The organism is Haladaptatus sp. DYSN1 (assembly GCF_029489995.1).
Taxonomy (GTDB): Archaea; Halobacteriota; Halobacteria; order Halobacteriales; family Halococcaceae; genus QDMS2.
In genome coordinates, this window is the sequence record NZ_CP120470.1 from 1672159 (window position 1) to 1690784 (window position 18626).

Below are 18626 nucleotides of genomic sequence, written 5' to 3' on the forward strand. Positions count from 1 at the left end.
CATCGCAGCAGTCAGTACGAACAACCCCACCTTTCCCACGGTGTGTTCCATCTGCTAGTCCGTAGCAACGCCAGAAACATAAGTGATATGTAAATAATATTTCGGCAGTATGTGTGTCTAGGTAACTATTCTTACCGAGCAATGAGCGGTCACGAATTGCGTTGTTCGAAGGCGTACAGCGGAGCGGCGAACACAGACTGGAACTGCGCCTTCGCCGCCTCCGGATCTTCCGCCAGCAAGCTGATGTGGCGGGCTTGCTGGCCTGCGAGTTCACGCCGGAACGCTTCGAGCGTCGTCTCAGCGCCCGAGATGCGTTCGCTGTCGCCGAGGGCGAGCAGGAGGTCGTCCACGCCGTCTAAATCCTCGGTCAGGTGGGCGAACGTCGCGCCCGTCCCCGCCTCATTCGGGACGTAGGCGAACAGCAAGCGCGCATTGTGAATGATTCCGGGAGCGTCCTCGTGGAGGTTCGTCTCAGTTCCGACCTTGCGCATGTCGAGTTCGACGCCGACGACGTAGACGGCCGGTCCCTCGGGGAGTTCGCAGGCGGCCGCTCGCAACCCGTCGAGTGCGGGGCCGAACACGATTTTGAAACGGTCGTCAGCCATCCGCAGGAGATCCGCGCCGATGGCGTCCGCCCGGTCCTGATTGGGGACGAGCAACGCGGCCACCTGCGGCGAGATGGTAGCCTCGGCAGCCGGGTCGTCCTCCGTGAACGTCACGCCGGTGTTCGAGAGCAGGGATTCCTCGGGCATAGATGGCTGTTCGGTCCGAACTGGTAAAAAATCGAGTCGTTCTGCAATCCGTGAACGTTTACGTTCATTTCTCGGCGACCGCTCGCATCGTCTCGACCTCCTCGTCGCTGTAGGCGATGAGACGCACGTCAGCAAGCGAACGGGGCCTAAATACGGCCAGTTCCTCACAGATAATCTCCACCCCCTCGCGGAAGTCGAATCCGGCGATGCCACAGCCAATCGCCGGGAGGACCAGCGACGCACAACCGAGGGCGTCGGCCACTTCCAGGGTTCGTCGGGTCGCGAGCCGAATGCTCCGGGCCGAGGACTGCCCGCCCGGTGGCATCGCGGCGGCGTGAACCACGTAGTCTGCGTCGAGGCCGTAGCCGTCGGTGACCGCCACGTCGCCGAGGTCGATTGGGCCTTTCGAGACGGCGGCCTCGTCGAGTGCGTCTCCGCCTTTCGCCTTGAGCGCCCCTGCGACGCCCGACCCCATTCGCAAGCCGGTGTTCGCGGCGTTCACGAGACAATCTGCGGTCTGTGCGGCGATGTCGCCCTGTACGACGCTGAACTCCATGGCGGCAGATTGGTCGCCACCGCCCTAAAACTGTGTACGCCCCGGATTCGCCCCTCGGTCAGCGCGTCTCGCTGGGGTACTCCACGTCCTCGCCCGCGCCGTCGAGTGCCATGCGCAGGGTGTCGTCGGTCTCCACGGCGTCGAGTCCGTCGATGGCGGTAATCGCGGCCACGTCCTCGTGGTCGGCGGCGACTTTGAGGCCCCCGGTCGAGAGTCGTTTTACCACGTCGCAACCGGCGGTTTCGACAGCCGTCGTGACACGGTCTATGTCGGCGTCGGTCCACCCATCCGGCAAGCGGAGGATGAGCGTGACGGTCTCGCCGCGGTGGGGGTCGTCGATGATGGCGCGGACGGGACGGGAGAGGTACATGGCGAGACGTAATCACTCAGGCGTAATCAGTTCCCCTCCTCACGACCGACTACCGGCACTCAGGGTGCGTAGGTTCCCGTGAGCAGTACCTCTGCGAGAACGTGGCCCTCCATCGCCGCCTGCAGGTCGGCCTTCGTCGCGCCCGCATCGAGGTCGAGCGTCGTGTCGAGGGCGTAGACGAAGAACCGGTAGGTGTGTTCTGCGTCGGGTGGACTCGGCCCGCCGTAGCCCAACTCGCCGAAACCGTTCGTCCCCACCGTCGCCTCCATCTGGTCCCAGTTCTCGGGAATCTCGGTCGTCTCCGGGTCGACGTTCCACACGACCCAGTGGTCCCACACCTTGCCCGCGGGTTTTACCGCGTCGGGGTCGTCCATCACCAGCGCGAGTGACTGTGCGTCCGCCGGAACCCCCGAAATCGAGAGTGGTGGATTCACGTTCTCGTTTTTGTAGCCGTATGTTCGCGGAATCAGTGCGCCGTCGTCGAACGCCTCACTCCTGAGTTGCAAGTCTGCCATCGTCTCGTCCCCACCCGGCGCCGGGTCGCTCACCTGCGCACAGCCAGTGATACCAGACAGTGTTACCAGTGACACTGCGAGGTACGACCGGCGAGTCCAGGCTACTTCCACGGTAAATCGCCTCAATGAACTTTCGCTTCGCCCGGAGAAAACCTGTATGGGTGTGATGACGTTTTCTCGCTCGCCGTCGTATCTCTGTGAATGGCACCGACTCGTCGGCTGGGGCTTTTAGGTGACGTGATGCTCGGGCGACTCGTAGACGAGCGCCAGCGCTGGCTCCCCCCGGAGACGGTCTGGGGAGACTGCCGTTCCCGCCTCACGGACCTTGACGGCCTCGTCTGTAATCTGGAGTGTTGTCTCTCGACGAACGGAATGCCCTGGACGAAAACCTACCGACCGTTTCACTTCCGGGCGGACCCGATGTGGGCGATTCCCGCGCTCACCGCGGCCGGAGTGTCTGCGGTGAGTCTCGCAAATAACCACGTCATGGACTTCGGCCCGACCGCCCTCGGCGACACGCTAGACCACCTCGACGCGGCGCGAATCGCCCACGCTGGTGCGGGCCGGAACCTCGATACCGCGCTCGACCCCGCCGTGTTCGCGCTGAACGGGGTTCGCGTGGCGATGGTGTCGTTCACCGACAACACGCCGGAGTACGCCGCAGACCACGACAAGTACGGGACGGCCCTCATCGAGGTAGATCCTCGCCACGGCCCGACGCGAATCAGGGTTCGTGACGTTCTCGCTCGCGCCCGCCAGTGGAATCCACAGTTGCTCGTCGCCGCCCTCCACTGGGGGCCGAACATGACGACGAGTCCGCCTGACCACTTCGTCGCCTTCGCCCACTGGCTCGTCGACGAGGGCGTGGACATCGTTTATGGGCATTCCGCACACCTCTTTCACGGCGTCGAGGTGTACGAGGACGGGCTCATTCTGTACGACACGGGCGACTTCGTGGACGACTACGCGGTTGACTCTCACCTCCACAACGACCACGGGTTCATCTTCGAGGTGACGCTCACCCCGGAGGGGCTCTCACAACTGCGCTGCAGCCCTACCGAAATCTACGACTTTTCGGTCCACATCGCGCGCCCGGAGGCCGCCACATGGTGCCGTGAGACCATGCGGGACCGCTCTGCCCCGTTCGACACCGAGTTTGAGCGCGACGGTGAAGACCTCGTCCTCGCGCTCTAAGTGACAGTAACAATAATGTTGCGCGTGCGAGGCCCGTCACATTCCACGAGAAAAATCGTCTGCCACGTCCCCAGCTGGAGCGCGCCATTCTTGACGGGAATCGAGAGGCTACTGTCGAGCAGCGTGGCGCGGAGGTGGGCGTCTGCGTTGTCGTCTATCTCGTCGTGTTCGTACCCGCCGGCTTCCGGAACCACGCGTTCTAACAGCCCGAGCAAGTCGCGTTTCAGCCGCGATTCGTTCTCCTGTATCAGGAGGCCCGCCGACGTGTGGGTGCAGAAAACCGTACAGATACCAGTCGCGTCGGACGGAAGTTCACCGGCGACGCGGTCTGAGATATCCACCAGCTCCACGCGCTCGTTCGTGCTGACCGAGAGTGCCATGGTTCCTAGTCGAGACGTGGGCGTGAAAAGGTGTGTCTCGGTGACGGACACCCCGGGTCGTTACTCAATCTTTAATATCGAAGTGCCCCTGAGTTAATACATGACCGTCGTCAGCGTCTCCATGCCAGACGAACTGCTCGAACGAATCGACGCCTTCTCTTCCGAACACGGCTACACGGGTCGCAGTGAGGTGATTCGCGAAGCGAGTCGCAACCTCCTCGGCGAGTTCGAGGACAAACGCCTCGAGGACCGCGACCTAATGGGCGTCGTCACCGTCCTGTTCAAGTTCCAGACGACGAGCGTCGAAGAGAAGATGATGCACCTGCGCCACGAACACGAAGACCTCGTCGCTTCTAACTTCCACAGCCACGTCGGCGACCACTACTGCATGGAACTGTTCATCCTCGAAGGGTCGCTCGAAAACATCTCCACGTTCGTCGGGAAGATCCGCGCCACGAAGGACATTCTGACCGTCGATTACTCGGTCATTCCCGTAGATGAGTTCGGGACGTTCGCGAGCGTCGAATAGTCACTCCGCATCTACCGTTCGCTCGGCTACCACTGTTCTGGTACGAACTTTTCCAACGACCACCGCACCCGCGTAGACAGCGATTGCGACGAGTACGATGGTTCCACCCGTCGCGAGACCGTAAGCGTACGAGATGGTGAGGCCGACGACGACCGAGAGTTCTGCGAAGGCAATCGAGTACCAGAGCGAGCGTTTGAAACTTCCCGCAACCTGTGCGGCCGCCGCCACCGGCACGACGAGCAGGGCCGCGACGAGGATGACGCCCATGAGTTGCATCGCCGCGACGACGACCAGCGCGGTGAGCACGACGAGGAGGCGATTGTAGCCCTCGACGTTCAGACTCGCCACCCGCGCGGCCGTCTCGTCGAAGGTGATGAACAGGAGTTGGCGGTAGATGAGCGCGACGACGCTCGTGACGAACAGGCTGAGCAGGACGAGTATCCCGGTGTTTTCGCGGGTAATCGTCGAGAGACTACCGAACAGGTACTGGTTTACGGAGACGGCGATGCCGCCCGACGCGCTGATGATGACCGTCCCGAGGGCGAATCCGCCGGCGAGGACGATGGCCATCGACACGTCGCCGTAGGCGTCGGTGTACTCGGAAATAGCCTGGATGAGGAGCGCAGCGACGACGGCGACGACGAGCGCGGTGAGGTACGGCGAGACGACAAACGCGAACGTGGAACTCAGAAACAGGCCGATAGCCACGCCCGAGAAGGCGGTGTGCGCGAGCGTTTCGCCGATGAGTGACAGCTGTCGGTGGACGAGGAACGACCCGATGAGCGGACCGACGACGCCGATTGCGACGCCTGCGACGAATGCCCGCTGCATGAAGGGAAAACACAGCATTTCGATGCCGAACGGGGCGGTCAGCGCGCACATCCCGGCACCGACGCCGTCGAGGAGTGCGTTCAACCACTCGGTCACGAGGGCGAGGACGACCAGCGGCCGGACGCTCACGGCCGGTCACCGTCCGAATCGTGGCCGTGGGCGTGCTCGTGGACGTGAGAGTGTTCGTGGTCGTGGTGCAACACGCGCTGGTTCGCGCCGTAGGCTTCGGCGAGCGCGTCGCTTTCAGTGAATCCGGCAGACGCACCGTGGAAGAACAGGCGACGATTGATACAGGCAATCTTCGTCGCGTGTTCGGTGACGACGCCGATGTCGTGTTCGATGAGGATGATGGTCATCCCCTCGCCGTTGAGCTGGTTGAGCAAGTCGTAGAACCGTTCGCGAGACTCGGCATCGACGCCAACGGCCGGTTCGTCGAGCGCGAGCAGGTCCGCCTCAGCCGCGAGCGCTCGGGCGATGAACACCCGCTGGCGCTGGCCCCCGGAGAGGTTGGCGATGCGCCGTTTGGCGAGGTGCGTGATGCCCACTGTCTCCATGGCGTCGGCGACAATGTCGCGGTCTTCGCTGGACAGTCGGCCGAATCGGACCCGCGGATAGCGCCCCATCGTCACTACTTCGTGGACGGTGACGGGCATCCCGACCGTCGAGTTGGTTACCTGCTGGGGGACGTATCCGAGTCGTTCGCCGTGGCTGAACTCGCTCGCCGGTTCGCCAAACAGCGCGACACGCCCCTCGTCGGGTTCGAGCAACCCGAGCATGAGCTGCAAGAGCGTACTCTTTCCCGATCCGTTTGGTCCGACGAGGCCGAGGAACTCGCCTTCTTCGACGGTGAGCGACACGTCTTCGACGACCGGGGTGGGACCGTAGCCGAAGGTGACGTGGTCGACGTCGATGACTGCCGTCACGCTCCGAGCGCCTCCGTGAGCGACGCGAGATTGACCTCGCGCATGATGTCTTCGTAGCTCCATCCCTTATCGCGCCACTCCTCGGAAATCGAGGGAATCGACGTGATGGGAAGGAGGCCAGTGGCGTCCGTCTCTTCGACGAGTTGTCGCGCCGCGCGGTCAGATTCGAACACCGGCGCGAGGACGTACTCGATGTCGTGTTCTTCGATGATTTCCTGGGCGTGTCGCACGTCCTGTGGCGTCGGCTCGTCGTCCGGCGAGAGCGACGAGAGGGCGTGCACCTCGAAGCCGTATCGAGTGGCGAGGTACTGGAAGGCGTCGTGACCGGCGACCAGTACCGCCTCTCGCGTGCGCGTGGAGAGTGCATTTTCGAACTCGGTGTCGAGGTCGGAGAGTACCTCCGTGTAGGCTGCCGCTCCGTCGCGATACTGCTGGGCGCGGTCTGCATCCGCGGCACCGAGGCCGGCGGCGATGGTCTCGACTGCCTGGGCGGCACGCTGGGGGTTGAGCCAGAAGTGGGGATCGACACCGGTCTCGTCGTGGTCTTCGTCTTCTTTGTGACCTCCGTCTTCTTCCCCCTGGTCGTGACCGGTTGCAGCAAGCAGGTCTATGTCCTCCCATGCTTCGACGACGACGACTTCGGGGGCGTCCGCGGCGAGGTTCGACACGATGTTGTCGGCCCACGGCTGGAATCCGTGGCCCACGTAGAGGAAGGCGAGTGACTGAAGGACCGACCGCTGAACGTTTGGCCCGGGTTCCCAGCCGTGGCCGTGCTGGCCGACGGGAACCAGATTTTCGATAGTAAGCCCGTCACCGACGATCTGCTCGGCGAAATCCGAGAGCACGAAAAACGACGCCGTCGCCGTCGATTGTCCCGCCTCACCAGAGGAATCGCCGAGGCAGCCTGCGAGCGATACTGCGAGCGCACCCCCTCCACACTGGAGGAGCGCACGCCGTGAAAATCGTTGCATTCTGTTATTAGAACAGGCCCCAGAGTTAATAAATTGTGTTATTTCACCCGCTACAGGTACTAGAAACGTCGTTTGGAATTCGGGGGCTGTCGGGACGTCACATTCGTGGTAGGACATGACATATTTTGCCCACAGGTCGCAAACAGATTCCGATGCACATCCAACAATTTGGGAAAGAAATATTGGTTTTTTAGTTTGAATATTTTGAAAATCGCCCTATTTTCTGGACAATTATCGATAATATAATGTGATTGATATGTTTGATTTCAGCCATTGGACTTATTTGGGACGCCTCGTAAGGCGGCGATGAGATGACCCGTGCTTCCGGCGGGGAGCCTCCCACATCCCCGTTGACCGACAACTCCAAAGAGGCGGGACGCGCCTTCAGCGCAGTTGTCGAGGCGACAGATGTTGGCACCATCAAACTTGATGACTCCGGAACCATCGTTGCCACAAACGACCGGTTCTGTGAGTTGGTCGGCCAGCCAGCAGACCACCTTCACGGCCGACTGTTCACTTCATTCCTCCCAACCGAAACGGCGGTGATAGACAGCGTCCGGGGCCAACTGGACCGGAGCGACGCAGACCCGGCGCGCCTGTCCACCACGATATTGCAGGCCGATGGGCACCCTGTCCACTGCGACCTCTGGTTACAGCGACTTGGAGACGACGCGGCATCGGGGACGATACTCGTGGTCGTCAAACCGACGCCCGAAGACGAACCTCCAGAACCGGACCCGGATTCCCAACAGCCGACAGCGGACCTGGAACGCTACAAGACCATCGTCGAGACCATCCACGATGGCGTGTACATCACCAACGAAGACGACGAGTTCGAGATGGTCAACGCCGGGTACGCTTCGATGGTGGGCTACGACCGTGAGGAGCTCATCGGCGAGCACGTTTCGACCGTCGTCGACGACGAGGTCATCAAACAGAGTCATCGACTGCGCGCAGCGATGCGTGACGGGGAGCGCGAGGGTGGCGCAGTCGACATCACGCTCGAGCGGGCAGACGGCGAGGAGGTCGCGGCAGAGACTCGCTTTGCGCTCCTCCCCAGCGACGACGGTTCATTCAAAGGAACGGTTGGCGTCGTCAGAAATCTCGAAAGTCGTACCGAACGCGTCGACAGCCTCGAACGGCAGGTACGCCAACAGCGGGCACTCGCAGACTTCGGTCAGCAGGCGCTCACCGACCGCGACTTAGACGGGTTGTTCGAGACGGCCACAAACCTCGTCGCATCGACGCTTAACATCGAATTGACAAAAGTACTCGACCTCGACGAAACGCAGTCACACCTCCGTCTCAGGGCCGGTGTCGGCTGGCAGGACGGCCTCGTCGGGACCGCCACCGTCGGAACCGAGGAGACCTCACAGGCCGGCTATACGTTGCTCTCGGCGGAACCAGTCGTCGTCACCAACCTCGACGCAGAGACGCGTTTTAGCGGGCCAGATCTCCTCGTAGACCACGACGTCGTGAGCGGCATCAGCGTTATCATCGGCCCACCAGACGACCCGTGGGGCGTCTTCGGCGCTCACACGAAGACCGCGAGAGAGTTCACCGAACAGGACGTCTCTTTCGTCCGCAACGTGGCGAACATTCTCGCCGCGGCAATCTCGCGGACGGAACGCGAGCGCGAGTTAGAGCGCTACGAAACCATCGTCGAAACCATCTGGGACGGCGTGTACGCCCTCGACCCGAACGAGAACTTCGTGATGGTGAACGATGCGCTCTGTGAGATGACCGGGTACGACCGCGAAGAACTGCTCGGCAATCACGCCAATCTCGCCCACAACGAAACGGTTCGCCAGCAGGCGAACGAACTCACCTCCGAGATACGCAGCGGCTATCGAGAGATGGCGACGCTCAAGTTCGATCTGACGAAAAAGGACGGCACCTCGATTCCCGCAGAGGCGCGCCTCGGGCCGTACCCCTACTCCGACGAAGTTGACGGTCGCGCGGGCGTCGTCCGGGACATCACGGAGCGAAAGGCCTGGGAGCGGCAGGTCGAGACGCTGAACGAACTGAACGAAGTGGTCCGGGAAATCACTCACGCCATCGTCGAATCCACCGCACGAGAGGACGTAGAACGCCTCGTCTGTGAGCGGTTCGCCGCCGCAGATTCCTACGAGTTCGCGTGGCTGGCCACGGAGTCAGACGACTCGACGCTCGAACCAATCGCGGAAGCCGGCGTCTCTGGCTACCTGGAGGAGTGGTCGGGCGACCCAACAGCGCAAGCCACGGATTTCGGCCCGACCGGTCGGGCCCTCCAGGAGCGAACTGCCGTGTTCAGCCGGAACATCCTCGAAGACGAGGCCTACGAACACTGGCACGACGACGCTCGCGAGCGGGGCTATCACTCTGTGGCGGCGATTCCTATCGGTTATCAGAACCTCCAGTACGGCGTCTTGACGCTCCACTCGGCCCGGCCCGACGCCTTCGGCGAGAACGAACGCAAGATTCTCTCGCAGGTCGGCGACGTCATCGGCCACGCGATAAACGCGATGGAGCGAAAGGCGGCACTGATGGCAGACCGCATCACTGAAGTCACCTTCCGGTCTGGCACGCTCCCCGAGACGCTCGCCGCACTTGGCGACGACCTCGGTGAGGTGACCATCGACCGGGCCGTTCCGCTCAACAACGGGACGGTGTTGCAGTACCATACCGTCCGTAAAATGAACGCTGCGGCCTACGAAGCGGCAATCGCCGACGACCCGAGCGTGCGTGAGGTTCGGACGATTACCACCTCCGAAACGGTGACGCGACTCGAAATTCTCATCGAAGAACCGACCGCCGGGTCGATTCTCGCAACCTACGGCGGGCGACTGCACACAGTCACGTTCACGCCGGGACGAGTCGAAATCGAGGCCGAACTCCCCGAGACCGTCGACGTACGGCAGGTGAGCGACGCCGTCCGCGAGCACTACCCGGACATCGACCTCGCCTCGCGAAACACGGTCAATCGGCAAGTCGCCATGCCAGAAGAGCTTGCAGAAAGTCTCATCGGACAGCTTACAGACCGCCAGCGAACGGCGCTCAAGTCCGCGTACTACGCCGGTTTCTTCGACTGGCCGCGAGAAAGCGCGGGGACGGACGTGGCCGAGTCGCTCGACGTGTCGCCAGCAACGTTCCACGAACACCTGCGTCGCGCCCAGCGAAAGCTACTGGCAGCGCTGTTCGAAGGGAGTCCAACGGCGGACTGACTGCGTTCAGTCGGATTCTACCTTCGCGTCCTCTTGGACTCTCGGTGGACCCTGTGGCGTCTCGCTTTTGAGTCGGCTGTCGAACCCACCTGGCGAGAGCTCAGGTTTGCAGATAATCTTCTCGCGTCCCAGTCTGAATCGATTGAGCAGTTTCGACTTCTCCATGTCCTGCAGAAGTCTGCTCACTGTCGCATCCGACCAGCCAACGAGCGAGACCACCTCCTTTTGGGGCATTCGTCCGTCGTTTTCTTCGACGAGTTCCAACACCAGTTCTTCTGGCGTCAAGCCCGTCTCGACGACGAAATCCGCCTTCGAGTGCTCATAGGTATATTCGACGAAATCGTTCGTCGCAACCGTCTCAGATCCGGTTTGCCCCCGCACTGACGCAGATTCACCCGTCGCGTTGCCTCCTGCTTCGTCATCTAATTCAACCCCGAACATGCCACTGAGGCGATATAGTATCGCCTGCAACAGCGAACGTTGGGGCTGGTCCTTCGTCACCATCTCAACTCGTGGTCATACAGTCACCAGAGGGATACTCGCTGTCCCTAAACAATTGGGGGGCGGATGGATGGTATCACGAACCACCCGGACGACGTCTGGTGATTTATCATCAAAATTGATAGACATTGGCAGTAGTTGTCTGACGTTTCTCGGACGCAACCGTCGGTGGTCTAGCTGTCGCTCGCTGTGGTCGGGGGAAGTATTGTCTCTCCAATGTATCTTGGCGGACGGTCTGGAGACACCCATCCCACACACTCACGCCCACTCCCTCCTCAATCGCGATCCCCTCCCAGAGGGGTCCCGTTCTGGAGGGGGCCACAGGTACAGACGGGTCAGTTCGCCATCGCGGCGCGTAATCGCTCGCGGTGGAACGCCACCGCCGCGCCCCCCGTCCGTTCCGGGAAGCCGGGTCTCGTGACGATGCCGTTCGAGTCCACCGCCGAGTGAACGACGGCGGCAACCCGGTAGACAGGTCATACCGTTGGGTACGCTCGCACCCGCTCGTAACCCGACCGAAATGCCTCACGAAGGTGGCTCCCATCCGCGACGTACCAGTCGCAGTCGAGATGTTCTGCCTTCGCGACGGCCACGCCCGGGTCGGCGGCGAGCGGGTCGCCCCAATCGAGAATTGCGGTGAGTATTCCGTCAGCAACCAGCGCATTCCCCGGGCGAACGTCCCACGGGTAGAGTCGCGATTCGGAGTGCTCGGAGAGCGTCGCCGTCGTCGCGAACTTACGCACCTCCGCTCGAACGTCGTCGAAATCGGCAGTGAGCGCGTCGAGACCCGCGTGCAGGTAGTCGTCGAACCACGCGCGCCAGTCGACCGTCCCGCGAGCGACGAAACGTCCGTCCGTCCACGTCACCTGACCAAAGGCGTCGAAAGCGGTCAGTTCGTGGAGGGTCGCGAGGTAGCGCCCGAAGGTCGAAGCGAGGGATTGCTGGTGCGTGGTGTCGAGGCTCGCGAACCGTTCGTGCAGGTCCTCGCCCGGGGCGCGTTCGACCACGACGTAGGCGTCTGCTTCGCGGATTCCGTCTGCGAGGACGGCTGGAATCGGCAGGACGGTCTCTGCCTGTAGTCTACTCGCGAGTTGCGCCTCCGTTCGGAGCGCCGCTCGATTTGCGGCTTGTTGGACGACGACCCCGCCCCCATCTTCGAAGGTGACGAAGGTGGTTCGCTTGCGGTTGCCGCGTGCTGAGGGAGCGACCGTCGCCACGGCACGCTCGGGAAACTCGCGGGCGACGATTTCACGGACCGAGGCCATCACCGAAGGTTCGATGGCGCGGGATAAAGGCCCAGTTCCTCACTAGTCAGCCGGGGCCGTGAGGACAACTTCGAGTTCGGAGAGGTGGGTGAGGATGAAATCGGGTGTGTACTCCCGCGGGTCCGGGTTCGATTTGTGGGGATACCACGCTGCAAGCAGGCCGGCGGCCTGCGCACCGGCGACGTCGTATTCAAGTGAGTCACCGACGTGAAGGACGCGGTCCGGGTCGACGCCGAGCGCCGCGAGCGCCCGGTCGAACGGGTCCGCGTGGGGTTTTCGTCGCGGCAAGTCGCCCGCGTAGATGATAACGTCGAACGCATTCGCGATGCCGAGGGCGTCTACTTTCACCGCCTGTCGTCGGGCAGGGCCGTTGGTCACCAGCCCGACGAGACCGTGGTCGCCCGCCAATTCCAGGGCTTCCTCTGCTCCAGGATGGAACGAGACGGCCGTCAGATCGAGCGTTTCGATGAAGCCACGAGCGAGCGCGCTGGCGTCCGCTTCCAACCGGCCGTACTGGGCGGCCACCGCGCTGAACCCGGCGGTCAGATAGCCGAGTTCGTCGCCAGGGTCGGGTGGGCCGTCGAGCGCCCGCCAGAGGTCACCCGGCTCGCCGAAGGGGTCGATGCCCGCAACGTCGAACGACCCGCGATAGAGGGTCATTGCGTCCTGATCGCTCTGACACAGCGTTCCGTCTAAGTCGAACAGCGTCGCGGCGATTGCACTCACGCGTGCTGTAGGAACGGCAGCGAGAAAAGCGAGACGGCGATTCGGATGCAGGGTCGTCACGCCGTCACTGACCTGGAGACCGGACCTGCCCGTATGCGTCTAGTCGGCGGACGCCTCGACGATTTCTTCGTAGTCGTAGTCGTCGACGAACGACGAGAGGGTGTCGAGGGCCTCCTCTTCGTCTTCGAGGTTCTTGTGGAGGAGGTCGCCTGCCTCGTCCATGTCGAGTCGGTCTGCGAGCAGCGCGAGGTTGCCGTAGGAGGCAATCTCGTAGTGCTCGACTTTCTGTGCGGCGACGAGGTTGTGCAGGTCGAGGAGCCGCTGGTCGGGGTCCTTGTCCGCGAAGCCCTTGTGCTCTTCGAGCAGGCCTTCGATGGCCTCACACTCCTCTTTTTCTGGCTCTTTGTCGAGTTTCTCGAACACCTTCTCGAGGCGCTCGATGTGCTCCTCGGTCTCCTCGCGGTGGTCGCTGAACTCCTGGGCGATGTCCTCGTCTTCGGTCTGGTCTTCGAACTGCTGGAGCGCGTCGAGAAGTTGCTTTTCGGCGTAGTAGATGTCCTCTACGTTGTGTACGAAGAAGTCACGCAGGTTTGTTACAGTCATTGTCGTGCAGTTCAAAAATAGGTGGGAAGGATGTTAGGCGCGCTGCCTGCATCTGCAACGTCCCTCGCAGCCCCGCCTGCCCCGTTGCACTGGCCGCATGTTTTACCACAGGGTAGCGTGAAATTTACTCGTACGTGACTGTCAGGCACGGCAACCGTTCACGGTGTCGTCGCCTGCCCTGACGTCCGCGCACTCCCCGCCATGACAGACCTGATGCTATTTACCACAGGACGCCCGGAATTCCTGTACGATTGCAGTTGCACCGTCCTCGAAACCTACAACTTCGGCGACGACGTGGGCGCGGCGGCCTACGTCCGGACCGACGACTCCCACGCGAGCATAAAGACGTGGGACGAGCGCATCAAGAGCGTCGAGGAGAACCTCGACATCGGCATTCCCACCGCACCGGAAGCCACGAGCGAAGCGAAACAGGAGACAGCCACCATCGAAGACGTGCGCAAACTCCACAACGTCCCCACCGACAGCGCGTCGGGCAAGGGGCAGACCGTCGTCGCGATGGACTCGGGCGTCGACCCGAGCCACCCGGTGTTCAGCGACGACTCGATTAAACAGGTAGACGTGACCGGCAGCGGCAAGGGCGACGAAGTGGGTCACGGAACCGCCGTCCTCGGCCAGATTACCCGCCTCGCACCCGAATCGGAACTCATCTCCCTGCGAATCTTCGGCGACCAGGGCAAGACCAAGACGAACGTCATCATGCGCGCCTACGAGTGGCTGCACAACCACACCGACGAGTACGACGTGGTGAACATGTCGTGGGGCGCGAGCCAGCCCTCCGAGCAGATCGACCGCGTCCACAACAAACTTGTCGAGAAGGGCGTCCGCGACGTCGTCGCCGCTGGGAACTCCGGCGGCAAGAGCGGGAGTCCCGCAACCGCAGAACGCGCCTTTAGCGTCGGGGCCTGCACCGTGGCGGGCAAGATGGCCGAGTTCTCCTCGTACAACCCCGAACTCGACAACCCGGACGTGACCGCCATCGGCAAGGACAACCGCCTCGCGCAGGCGAAGGGAACGACGATGGGCGAGCAACTCTCGGGGCCATGGGTGAAGGCCTCCGGCACGTCGTTTTCCTCTCCGGAAGTCGCCGGGATGGTCGCGAAGTACCGCACCAAGAACCCGAAAGTAAAGCCCAAACAGATTATGCAGGTGTTCGAGGAACACGCCCGCGACATCAAAGACCAGCCGAAAGACGGGGCTGGATTGGTCGATTACGGGGCAACGGTCGGAAAGAAGCCACCCAAGGACGGTGACGGCGACGGCAAATGGCCCACCACCGAAGCGACGGTCGAACAATCGTCGGAGGGAACCGAGATAACGCTGGGTGCTGATTGGGTCGCACCCGGTGACTACGACGTCACACGATTGAGCGAGACAGCCTCGGAGACGATTCTGCACTTCTCACCCGCGGACTCCGCTGACGAGTAGGCACAATCGATCCGTACCTTTTTGCGACCATCTATATATTGTTTGGCTGACTTTTCTACAGAAGCCCCACGGCGACGACGATGAACCGAAGAAAAATCCTCCAATTGGGCGTAGCATTCGGAAGCGCAGGTCTCGCCGGCTGCACCCAGTATTTCCCAGCCAACCAAGTCCGAATCGGCGAAGCCGCTGTCGGAAATCGTGATTCAGAGCGCGGCCATACCATCAGAGTTGTCGTCGAATTCAACGGCGAAGTGGCCTACGACGAAGTCCACGAATTCGAGAAGATGCGAAACAACGTCGCTCCCGCTGTTGACTTCACTGACGACCTGCCGAAAGAGCCAGGGGAATTTCTGATAAAAGCCTACCTCGATGGGAGCGCGCAACCGGAAGTGATGGACGTTTCTGCAGTCGCACCGTCTGATTGCACCTTCGTGAGTATCATCGCTGAATCTACGAATCGAGTATCTCTCATGTACTCTGGAGATTGTAACGGGCAGATTCGCGAACGGATGCGCGTCGATTAATCCCATACTCTCGATTCCCGAAATTATTACGTTAGTTCACTGACTTATCCCATACAATGGCCCACGCCTCGCGCTCGGGAGGCTCACCGTGAGCACCAGCGTCACCACGTCCCAGACAGGTGACGGCTACGTCGAGAGCCTTCGCGTCGAGCGCGAGGAGTTCCGGCGCGTGGTGAACGACCAACTCTCGCAGGCCGAAGACGTAGAACAGACCTCGGCCAAACTCTCGCGGTTCGTCCTCGTCATCATGGGGGTCATCGCCTCCGGCGTTGGCATCTTCCCCCAGCAGTTCCCACTCAACGCGGGCATCGTCCTTGGGACCGGCTTACTCCTCGTCTCGTTCGTCCTCGGGGTGAGCGTCCAGCAGTACCCGGACATGCGAGCCGGAGTGGCGGCCCGACACGCGAACTCGCTCACCGAGCGTGAACTCGGCGAGCGTCAATGGCTCGAACGCCTCCTCGGAGATTACAAGGCGTGGGTGCGGTGGAACGAGGTGGAACTCGACAACCTCTCGACGCTGTTCGCCTACGCCCAGAACGCGTTCATCCTCGGCGTCGTGGTGACCGGCGTGAGTCTCGGGGTGGCGCTCCTGTGAGGCCCCTACAATTATGACAGACCAACGACGACCTTCGACCGAGCACATGGCCCGCGACACAGCTGACGACGCGGTGAGCGAGAGTGACGGGGAGGGTTCGAGCCTGCCGAACGGTTCGAACAAGGTGCGCTCGATGATGCAGTCCGTCCTCGAAAAACTCGGTCACGAGACCAACCGTAATCGCGAGTCCGGCGACGAGCGATAAGCACGGCTCGGGCTACCAAACCCCGCGAAATAGCAGATATCCTCTCCGGCAAACGAACGGCTTTTGGCCTCGACGTCGAAGCGTAGCCAAGTGCCCCGTCTCCCGAACCCGCTGAGCGCCCTCCTCCTCAGCATCGGCCTTCTGCTCTCCCGATTCGGCCTCATCGCCGAGGAGCGAGCGCGCCACACCGCGGACCTCGCGTGGCCCCGCATCGTCACCGGCCTCGCGCGGATGTCGAAGAACGCAGCGGACGTGGCGATGGTCGGCGTCGCGCTCGGGTCGACTGCCATCACGGGCGTCGGTTTCGCCGGTCCCTTCTGGGGGATGGTGTTCAGCATCGGTGGCGGCCTCGCCGCGGGGACCATCGCCCTCGTCTCCCAGCGGTTCGGCGCAGAACGCTTCGACCAGCTCGGACAGGCCATCCGCGCCAGCGCCGCACTCGTCGTCATCGTGACGATTCCTGTCGCGGCCCTCTACTTTCTGTTCCCGGTCGAACTCATCTCACTGCTCTCCTCGGACGCGCAGGTGGTTGCCTACGGTGCTGATTACCTCAGAATCGTCGCCTTCGGCGTCCCCTTCGGCGCGCTCAACCTCATCGGGAGTCGCGCGCTCATCGGCGCGGACGACGCCTGGACGCCGATGGTCCTCCGCGCGACCGGCGCGGTGTTGAACATCGTCATCAACGCGGTGCTCATCTTCGGCCTCGGGATGGGGGTCGTCGGCGCGGCCATCGGGACCGTCGTCTCGAACGTCATCGTGACGGCCGCGTTCGTCGTCGGCCTCTCGCGGGGGTCGCTGCCCGGTGTCGGCGCGCTCCCGGTCACCGTCTCGCCGACGGGTCGGTTTCTCGACCGCGAAACGATGCGCGACGTCGCGACCATCGGGACGCCCGTCGTGGGGCGTAATTCCGTCTGGACCGTCGCCCGGTTCCCCGCACTCGCAATCGTCGGTATGTTCGGCCCACCGGTCGCCGCCGCGTACATCATCGCCCGGCGTATCTGGGGGCTCATCAACACTCCCGGCTGGGGATTCGGTCTCGCCGCGAGCAGCCTCGTGGGCCAGGAACTCGGCAAGAACAACGAACAGAACGCAGAGTCCTACGGGCGGGAAATCGTCCGGTTCTCGGTGGCGACCTACGTCGTCGCCGCAGTCGTCGTCGTCACCTTCGCCCGGCCCATCGTCGAACTGTTCGTCGGCAGTTCGGGCGATCCGACGATTCCGGTCGCCGTCGATATGGTCTACGTCTCCGCCGTCGCGGTGATCTTCCAGGGGGTCACGAGCACCGTCTCGGGGGCGCTTGACTCGACGGGCGACACGCGCTGGCCGTTCTACGCCTTCGTCATCGGGATGTTCGGCGTCGCCATCCCGTTCATGTACCTCGGTGCGACGACGGCACTCGGCATCTGGGGAATCTACCTCGCCTTCTTCGGCGAGACGCTCGTGCCCGCGTTCATCACCTACTACCGGTTTACGACCGGCAAGTGGAAGGAGATTAGTCGCTCCTATCGCCCCGATGCGGCTCCGATGGACGACTGACCGCTCACTCCTCGGGGAATTTCTCACCGGGTTCGACGCCCGTCAGTCCGATAATCTCACGAATCCACAGCAACTTGAGCGCCATGAGTAGCGCCGTCGCGACGACTGCGTGGACAGGCCTGCGCTTGAGCGTGGCCCACCCGACGTAAGCCGTCACGGGAGCATTGAGGAGGTTGAGGAGGTTCGGCCACGACAGGCCGACGGTTCCGTTACTGTCGCGGAGCCACTCGCGCTCTGCCAGCACTCCGCGGGTCATCCACGCGTCGGTCGTTTCGGGCACGGGAAACGCTGCGGGATTGACGACCAGCCAGACGAGCGCGGTCGCGACCAGTCGCCACTTGCGGTGATAGAGCGCGTACACCAGCACGGGCGTCGTGGCCGCCCGGCTCCAGCCACTCCACGGGTTCGCATGACGCCGCCAGACCCACTCGGGGAGGACGGTCGATTCGCTCGATGACGTACTCATAGCGACGGCTTCGGCATGACAGATGCTAACTCTTCTGGAACTTCACTCCCCACACCGGCGTAACGCTACTCCTCGCTGACTTCGACGCTTCCTCGCATCTGCTCGGGATGGTACTCACAGTAGTACGACGCCATCTCACTCGTCGCTTCGAAGGTTATCGATTCGGTCGCGCCTTTCTCGTCATTCGATTCGGTCGCCTCTAGCTCGCTTCCATTTCCGTCCTCGATGATGAGTTCGTGTTCCATCCCATCGAGGTTCTCCCAGGTGAGCTCGTACGTCTCGCCGGCGGTGAGTTGGAGCGTCGGGTTCGTCGTTTCTGCTATCTCGTCGGGCGACTGACCCTGCCAGCCACTCGTCTCCCCGCCCAACGTGAACGAAGCTGCCGGTGCCCCGTCACCCCCACCGTCGTCGGAACCCCCGCCGGTACACCCCGCCGTAGCCGCGACGAACAGGAGGCCACTCGACTGAAGCAGTCGTCTCCGCGTCGTGGTTTGCACCATTATTCAGTCCTGCTCATCGATGAACAATAATGGCT

The 18626-nt window shown here is 62.4% G+C and carries 22 protein-coding genes; 8 read left to right on the forward strand and 14 right to left on the reverse strand.

Annotated features, from left to right (window positions below):
• Positions 1-149: 149 nt before the first annotated feature.
• The 4 genes from P0648_RS08950 to P0648_RS08965 form a co-directional block, all read right to left on the reverse strand.
• On the reverse strand, positions 150-752 hold the full coding sequence (locus tag P0648_RS08950) for a hypothetical protein (RefSeq protein WP_277503628.1): 603 nt from the start codon (positions 750-752) through the stop codon (positions 150-152).
• Between the two features lie 64 nt (positions 753-816).
• Positions 817-1308, reverse strand: a complete 492-nt coding sequence (locus tag P0648_RS08955) for a macro domain-containing protein (protein WP_276247617.1) — start codon at positions 1306-1308, stop codon at positions 817-819.
• A 58-nt stretch (positions 1309-1366) separates the two neighbouring features.
• Positions 1367-1678: a hypothetical protein gene (locus tag P0648_RS08960; protein ID WP_277503632.1), complete on the reverse strand. Its 312-nt coding sequence runs from the start codon at positions 1676-1678 to the stop codon at positions 1367-1369.
• A gap of 59 nt (positions 1679-1737) precedes the next feature.
• On the reverse strand, positions 1738-2193 hold the full coding sequence (locus tag P0648_RS08965) for a YbhB/YbcL family Raf kinase inhibitor-like protein (protein ID WP_369685680.1): 456 nt from the start codon (positions 2191-2193) through the stop codon (positions 1738-1740).
• A 201-nt stretch (positions 2194-2394) separates the two neighbouring features.
• On the opposite strand from P0648_RS08965, the gene P0648_RS08970 reads away from it, so the two are divergent.
• Positions 2395-3387 carry a CapA family protein gene (locus P0648_RS08970; protein WP_276247614.1) on the forward strand — a complete coding sequence of 331 codons (993 nt, stop codon included), beginning with the start codon at positions 2395-2397 and terminating at the stop codon, positions 3385-3387.
• Here the strand turns inward: P0648_RS08970 and P0648_RS08975 are convergent.
• Complete coding sequence (locus P0648_RS08975) at positions 3384-3767, reverse strand: secondary thiamine-phosphate synthase enzyme YjbQ (RefSeq protein ID WP_276247613.1); 384 nt, start codon at positions 3765-3767, stop codon at positions 3384-3386. The genes P0648_RS08970 and P0648_RS08975 overlap by 4 nt on opposite strands.
• Positions 3768-3867: 100 nt before the next feature.
• On the opposite strand from P0648_RS08975, the gene nikR reads away from it, so the two are divergent.
• Positions 3868-4296: a nickel-responsive transcriptional regulator NikR gene (gene nikR / locus P0648_RS08980; protein WP_276247612.1), complete on the forward strand. Its 429-nt coding sequence runs from the start codon at positions 3868-3870 to the stop codon at positions 4294-4296.
• On the opposite strand, the gene P0648_RS08985 is transcribed toward nikR, so the two are convergent.
• The 3 genes from P0648_RS08985 to P0648_RS08995 all read right to left on the reverse strand — a co-directional run bounded on the left by P0648_RS08985 (position 4297) and on the right by P0648_RS08995 (position 7021).
• The gene (locus P0648_RS08985; RefSeq protein WP_277505870.1) at positions 4297-5178 is read right to left on the reverse strand and encodes a metal ABC transporter permease; all 882 of its coding nucleotides are present in this window, start codon (positions 5176-5178) and stop codon (positions 4297-4299) included.
• A gap of 74 nt (positions 5179-5252) precedes the next feature.
• Complete coding sequence (locus P0648_RS08990) at positions 5253-6050, reverse strand: metal ABC transporter ATP-binding protein (RefSeq protein ID WP_277503639.1); 798 nt, start codon at positions 6048-6050, stop codon at positions 5253-5255.
• Positions 6047-7021 (reverse strand): metal ABC transporter solute-binding protein, Zn/Mn family, encoded by a 975-nt coding sequence (locus P0648_RS08995; protein WP_276247610.1) that lies wholly within the window; start codon positions 7019-7021, stop codon positions 6047-6049. Before P0648_RS08995 ends, P0648_RS08990 begins: the two co-directional genes overlap by 4 nt.
• A 311-nt stretch (positions 7022-7332) precedes the next feature.
• On the opposite strand from P0648_RS08995, the gene P0648_RS09000 reads away from it, so the two are divergent.
• Positions 7333-10224, forward strand: coding sequence for a PAS domain S-box protein (locus P0648_RS09000; protein WP_277503641.1), 2892 nt, complete (start codon positions 7333-7335; stop codon positions 10222-10224).
• 6 nt (positions 10225-10230) lie between these two features.
• Here P0648_RS09000 and P0648_RS09005 read toward each other — a convergent pair whose 3' ends face one another.
• The 4 genes from P0648_RS09005 to P0648_RS09020 form a co-directional block, all read right to left on the reverse strand.
• On the reverse strand, positions 10231-10728 hold the full coding sequence (locus P0648_RS09005; RefSeq protein WP_277503643.1) for a helix-turn-helix domain-containing protein: 498 nt from the start codon (positions 10726-10728) through the stop codon (positions 10231-10233).
• A 473-nt stretch (positions 10729-11201) separates the two neighbouring features.
• Positions 11202-11990, reverse strand: a complete 789-nt coding sequence (locus P0648_RS09010) for a phosphotransferase family protein (RefSeq protein ID WP_277503645.1) — start codon at positions 11988-11990, stop codon at positions 11202-11204.
• 42 nt (positions 11991-12032) lie between these two features.
• Positions 12033-12716, reverse strand: coding sequence for an HAD family hydrolase (locus P0648_RS09015; RefSeq protein ID WP_276274966.1), 684 nt, complete (start codon positions 12714-12716; stop codon positions 12033-12035).
• 99 nt (positions 12717-12815) lie between these two features.
• Positions 12816-13319, reverse strand: a complete 504-nt coding sequence (locus P0648_RS09020; RefSeq protein ID WP_276247605.1) for a ferritin-like domain-containing protein — start codon at positions 13317-13319, stop codon at positions 12816-12818.
• 201 nt (positions 13320-13520) lie between these two features.
• Between P0648_RS09020 and P0648_RS09025 the strand changes: the two genes are divergently transcribed.
• The 5 genes from P0648_RS09025 to P0648_RS09045 all read left to right on the forward strand — a co-directional run bounded on the left by P0648_RS09025 (position 13521) and on the right by P0648_RS09045 (position 17625).
• Positions 13521-14765 (forward strand): S8 family serine peptidase, encoded by a 1245-nt coding sequence (locus P0648_RS09025; RefSeq protein WP_277503646.1) that lies wholly within the window; start codon positions 13521-13523, stop codon positions 14763-14765.
• A gap of 80 nt (positions 14766-14845) precedes the next feature.
• Complete coding sequence (locus P0648_RS09030) at positions 14846-15289, forward strand: hypothetical protein (protein WP_276247603.1); 444 nt, start codon at positions 14846-14848, stop codon at positions 15287-15289.
• An 88-nt stretch (positions 15290-15377) separates the two neighbouring features.
• Positions 15378-15884 (forward strand): hypothetical protein, encoded by a 507-nt coding sequence (locus tag P0648_RS09035; protein ID WP_276247602.1) that lies wholly within the window; start codon positions 15378-15380, stop codon positions 15882-15884.
• A 46-nt stretch (positions 15885-15930) separates the two neighbouring features.
• On the forward strand, positions 15931-16089 hold the full coding sequence (locus tag P0648_RS09040; RefSeq protein ID WP_277503649.1) for a hypothetical protein: 159 nt from the start codon (positions 15931-15933) through the stop codon (positions 16087-16089).
• Between the two features lie 90 nt (positions 16090-16179).
• Positions 16180-17625, forward strand: a complete 1446-nt coding sequence (locus P0648_RS09045) for an MATE family efflux transporter (RefSeq protein WP_277503654.1) — start codon at positions 16180-16182, stop codon at positions 17623-17625.
• Positions 17626-17629: 4 nt separating this feature from the next.
• Here P0648_RS09045 and P0648_RS09050 read toward each other — a convergent pair whose 3' ends face one another.
• A complete protein-coding gene (locus P0648_RS09050; RefSeq protein ID WP_277503656.1) occupies positions 17630-18091 on the reverse strand; it encodes a DUF6653 family protein in 462 nt (153 codons plus the stop codon).
• A 65-nt stretch (positions 18092-18156) separates the two neighbouring features.
• Positions 18157-18591, reverse strand: a complete 435-nt coding sequence (locus tag P0648_RS09055; RefSeq protein WP_277503657.1) for a plastocyanin/azurin family copper-binding protein — start codon at positions 18589-18591, stop codon at positions 18157-18159.
• Between the last annotated feature and the right edge of the window lie 35 nt (positions 18592-18626).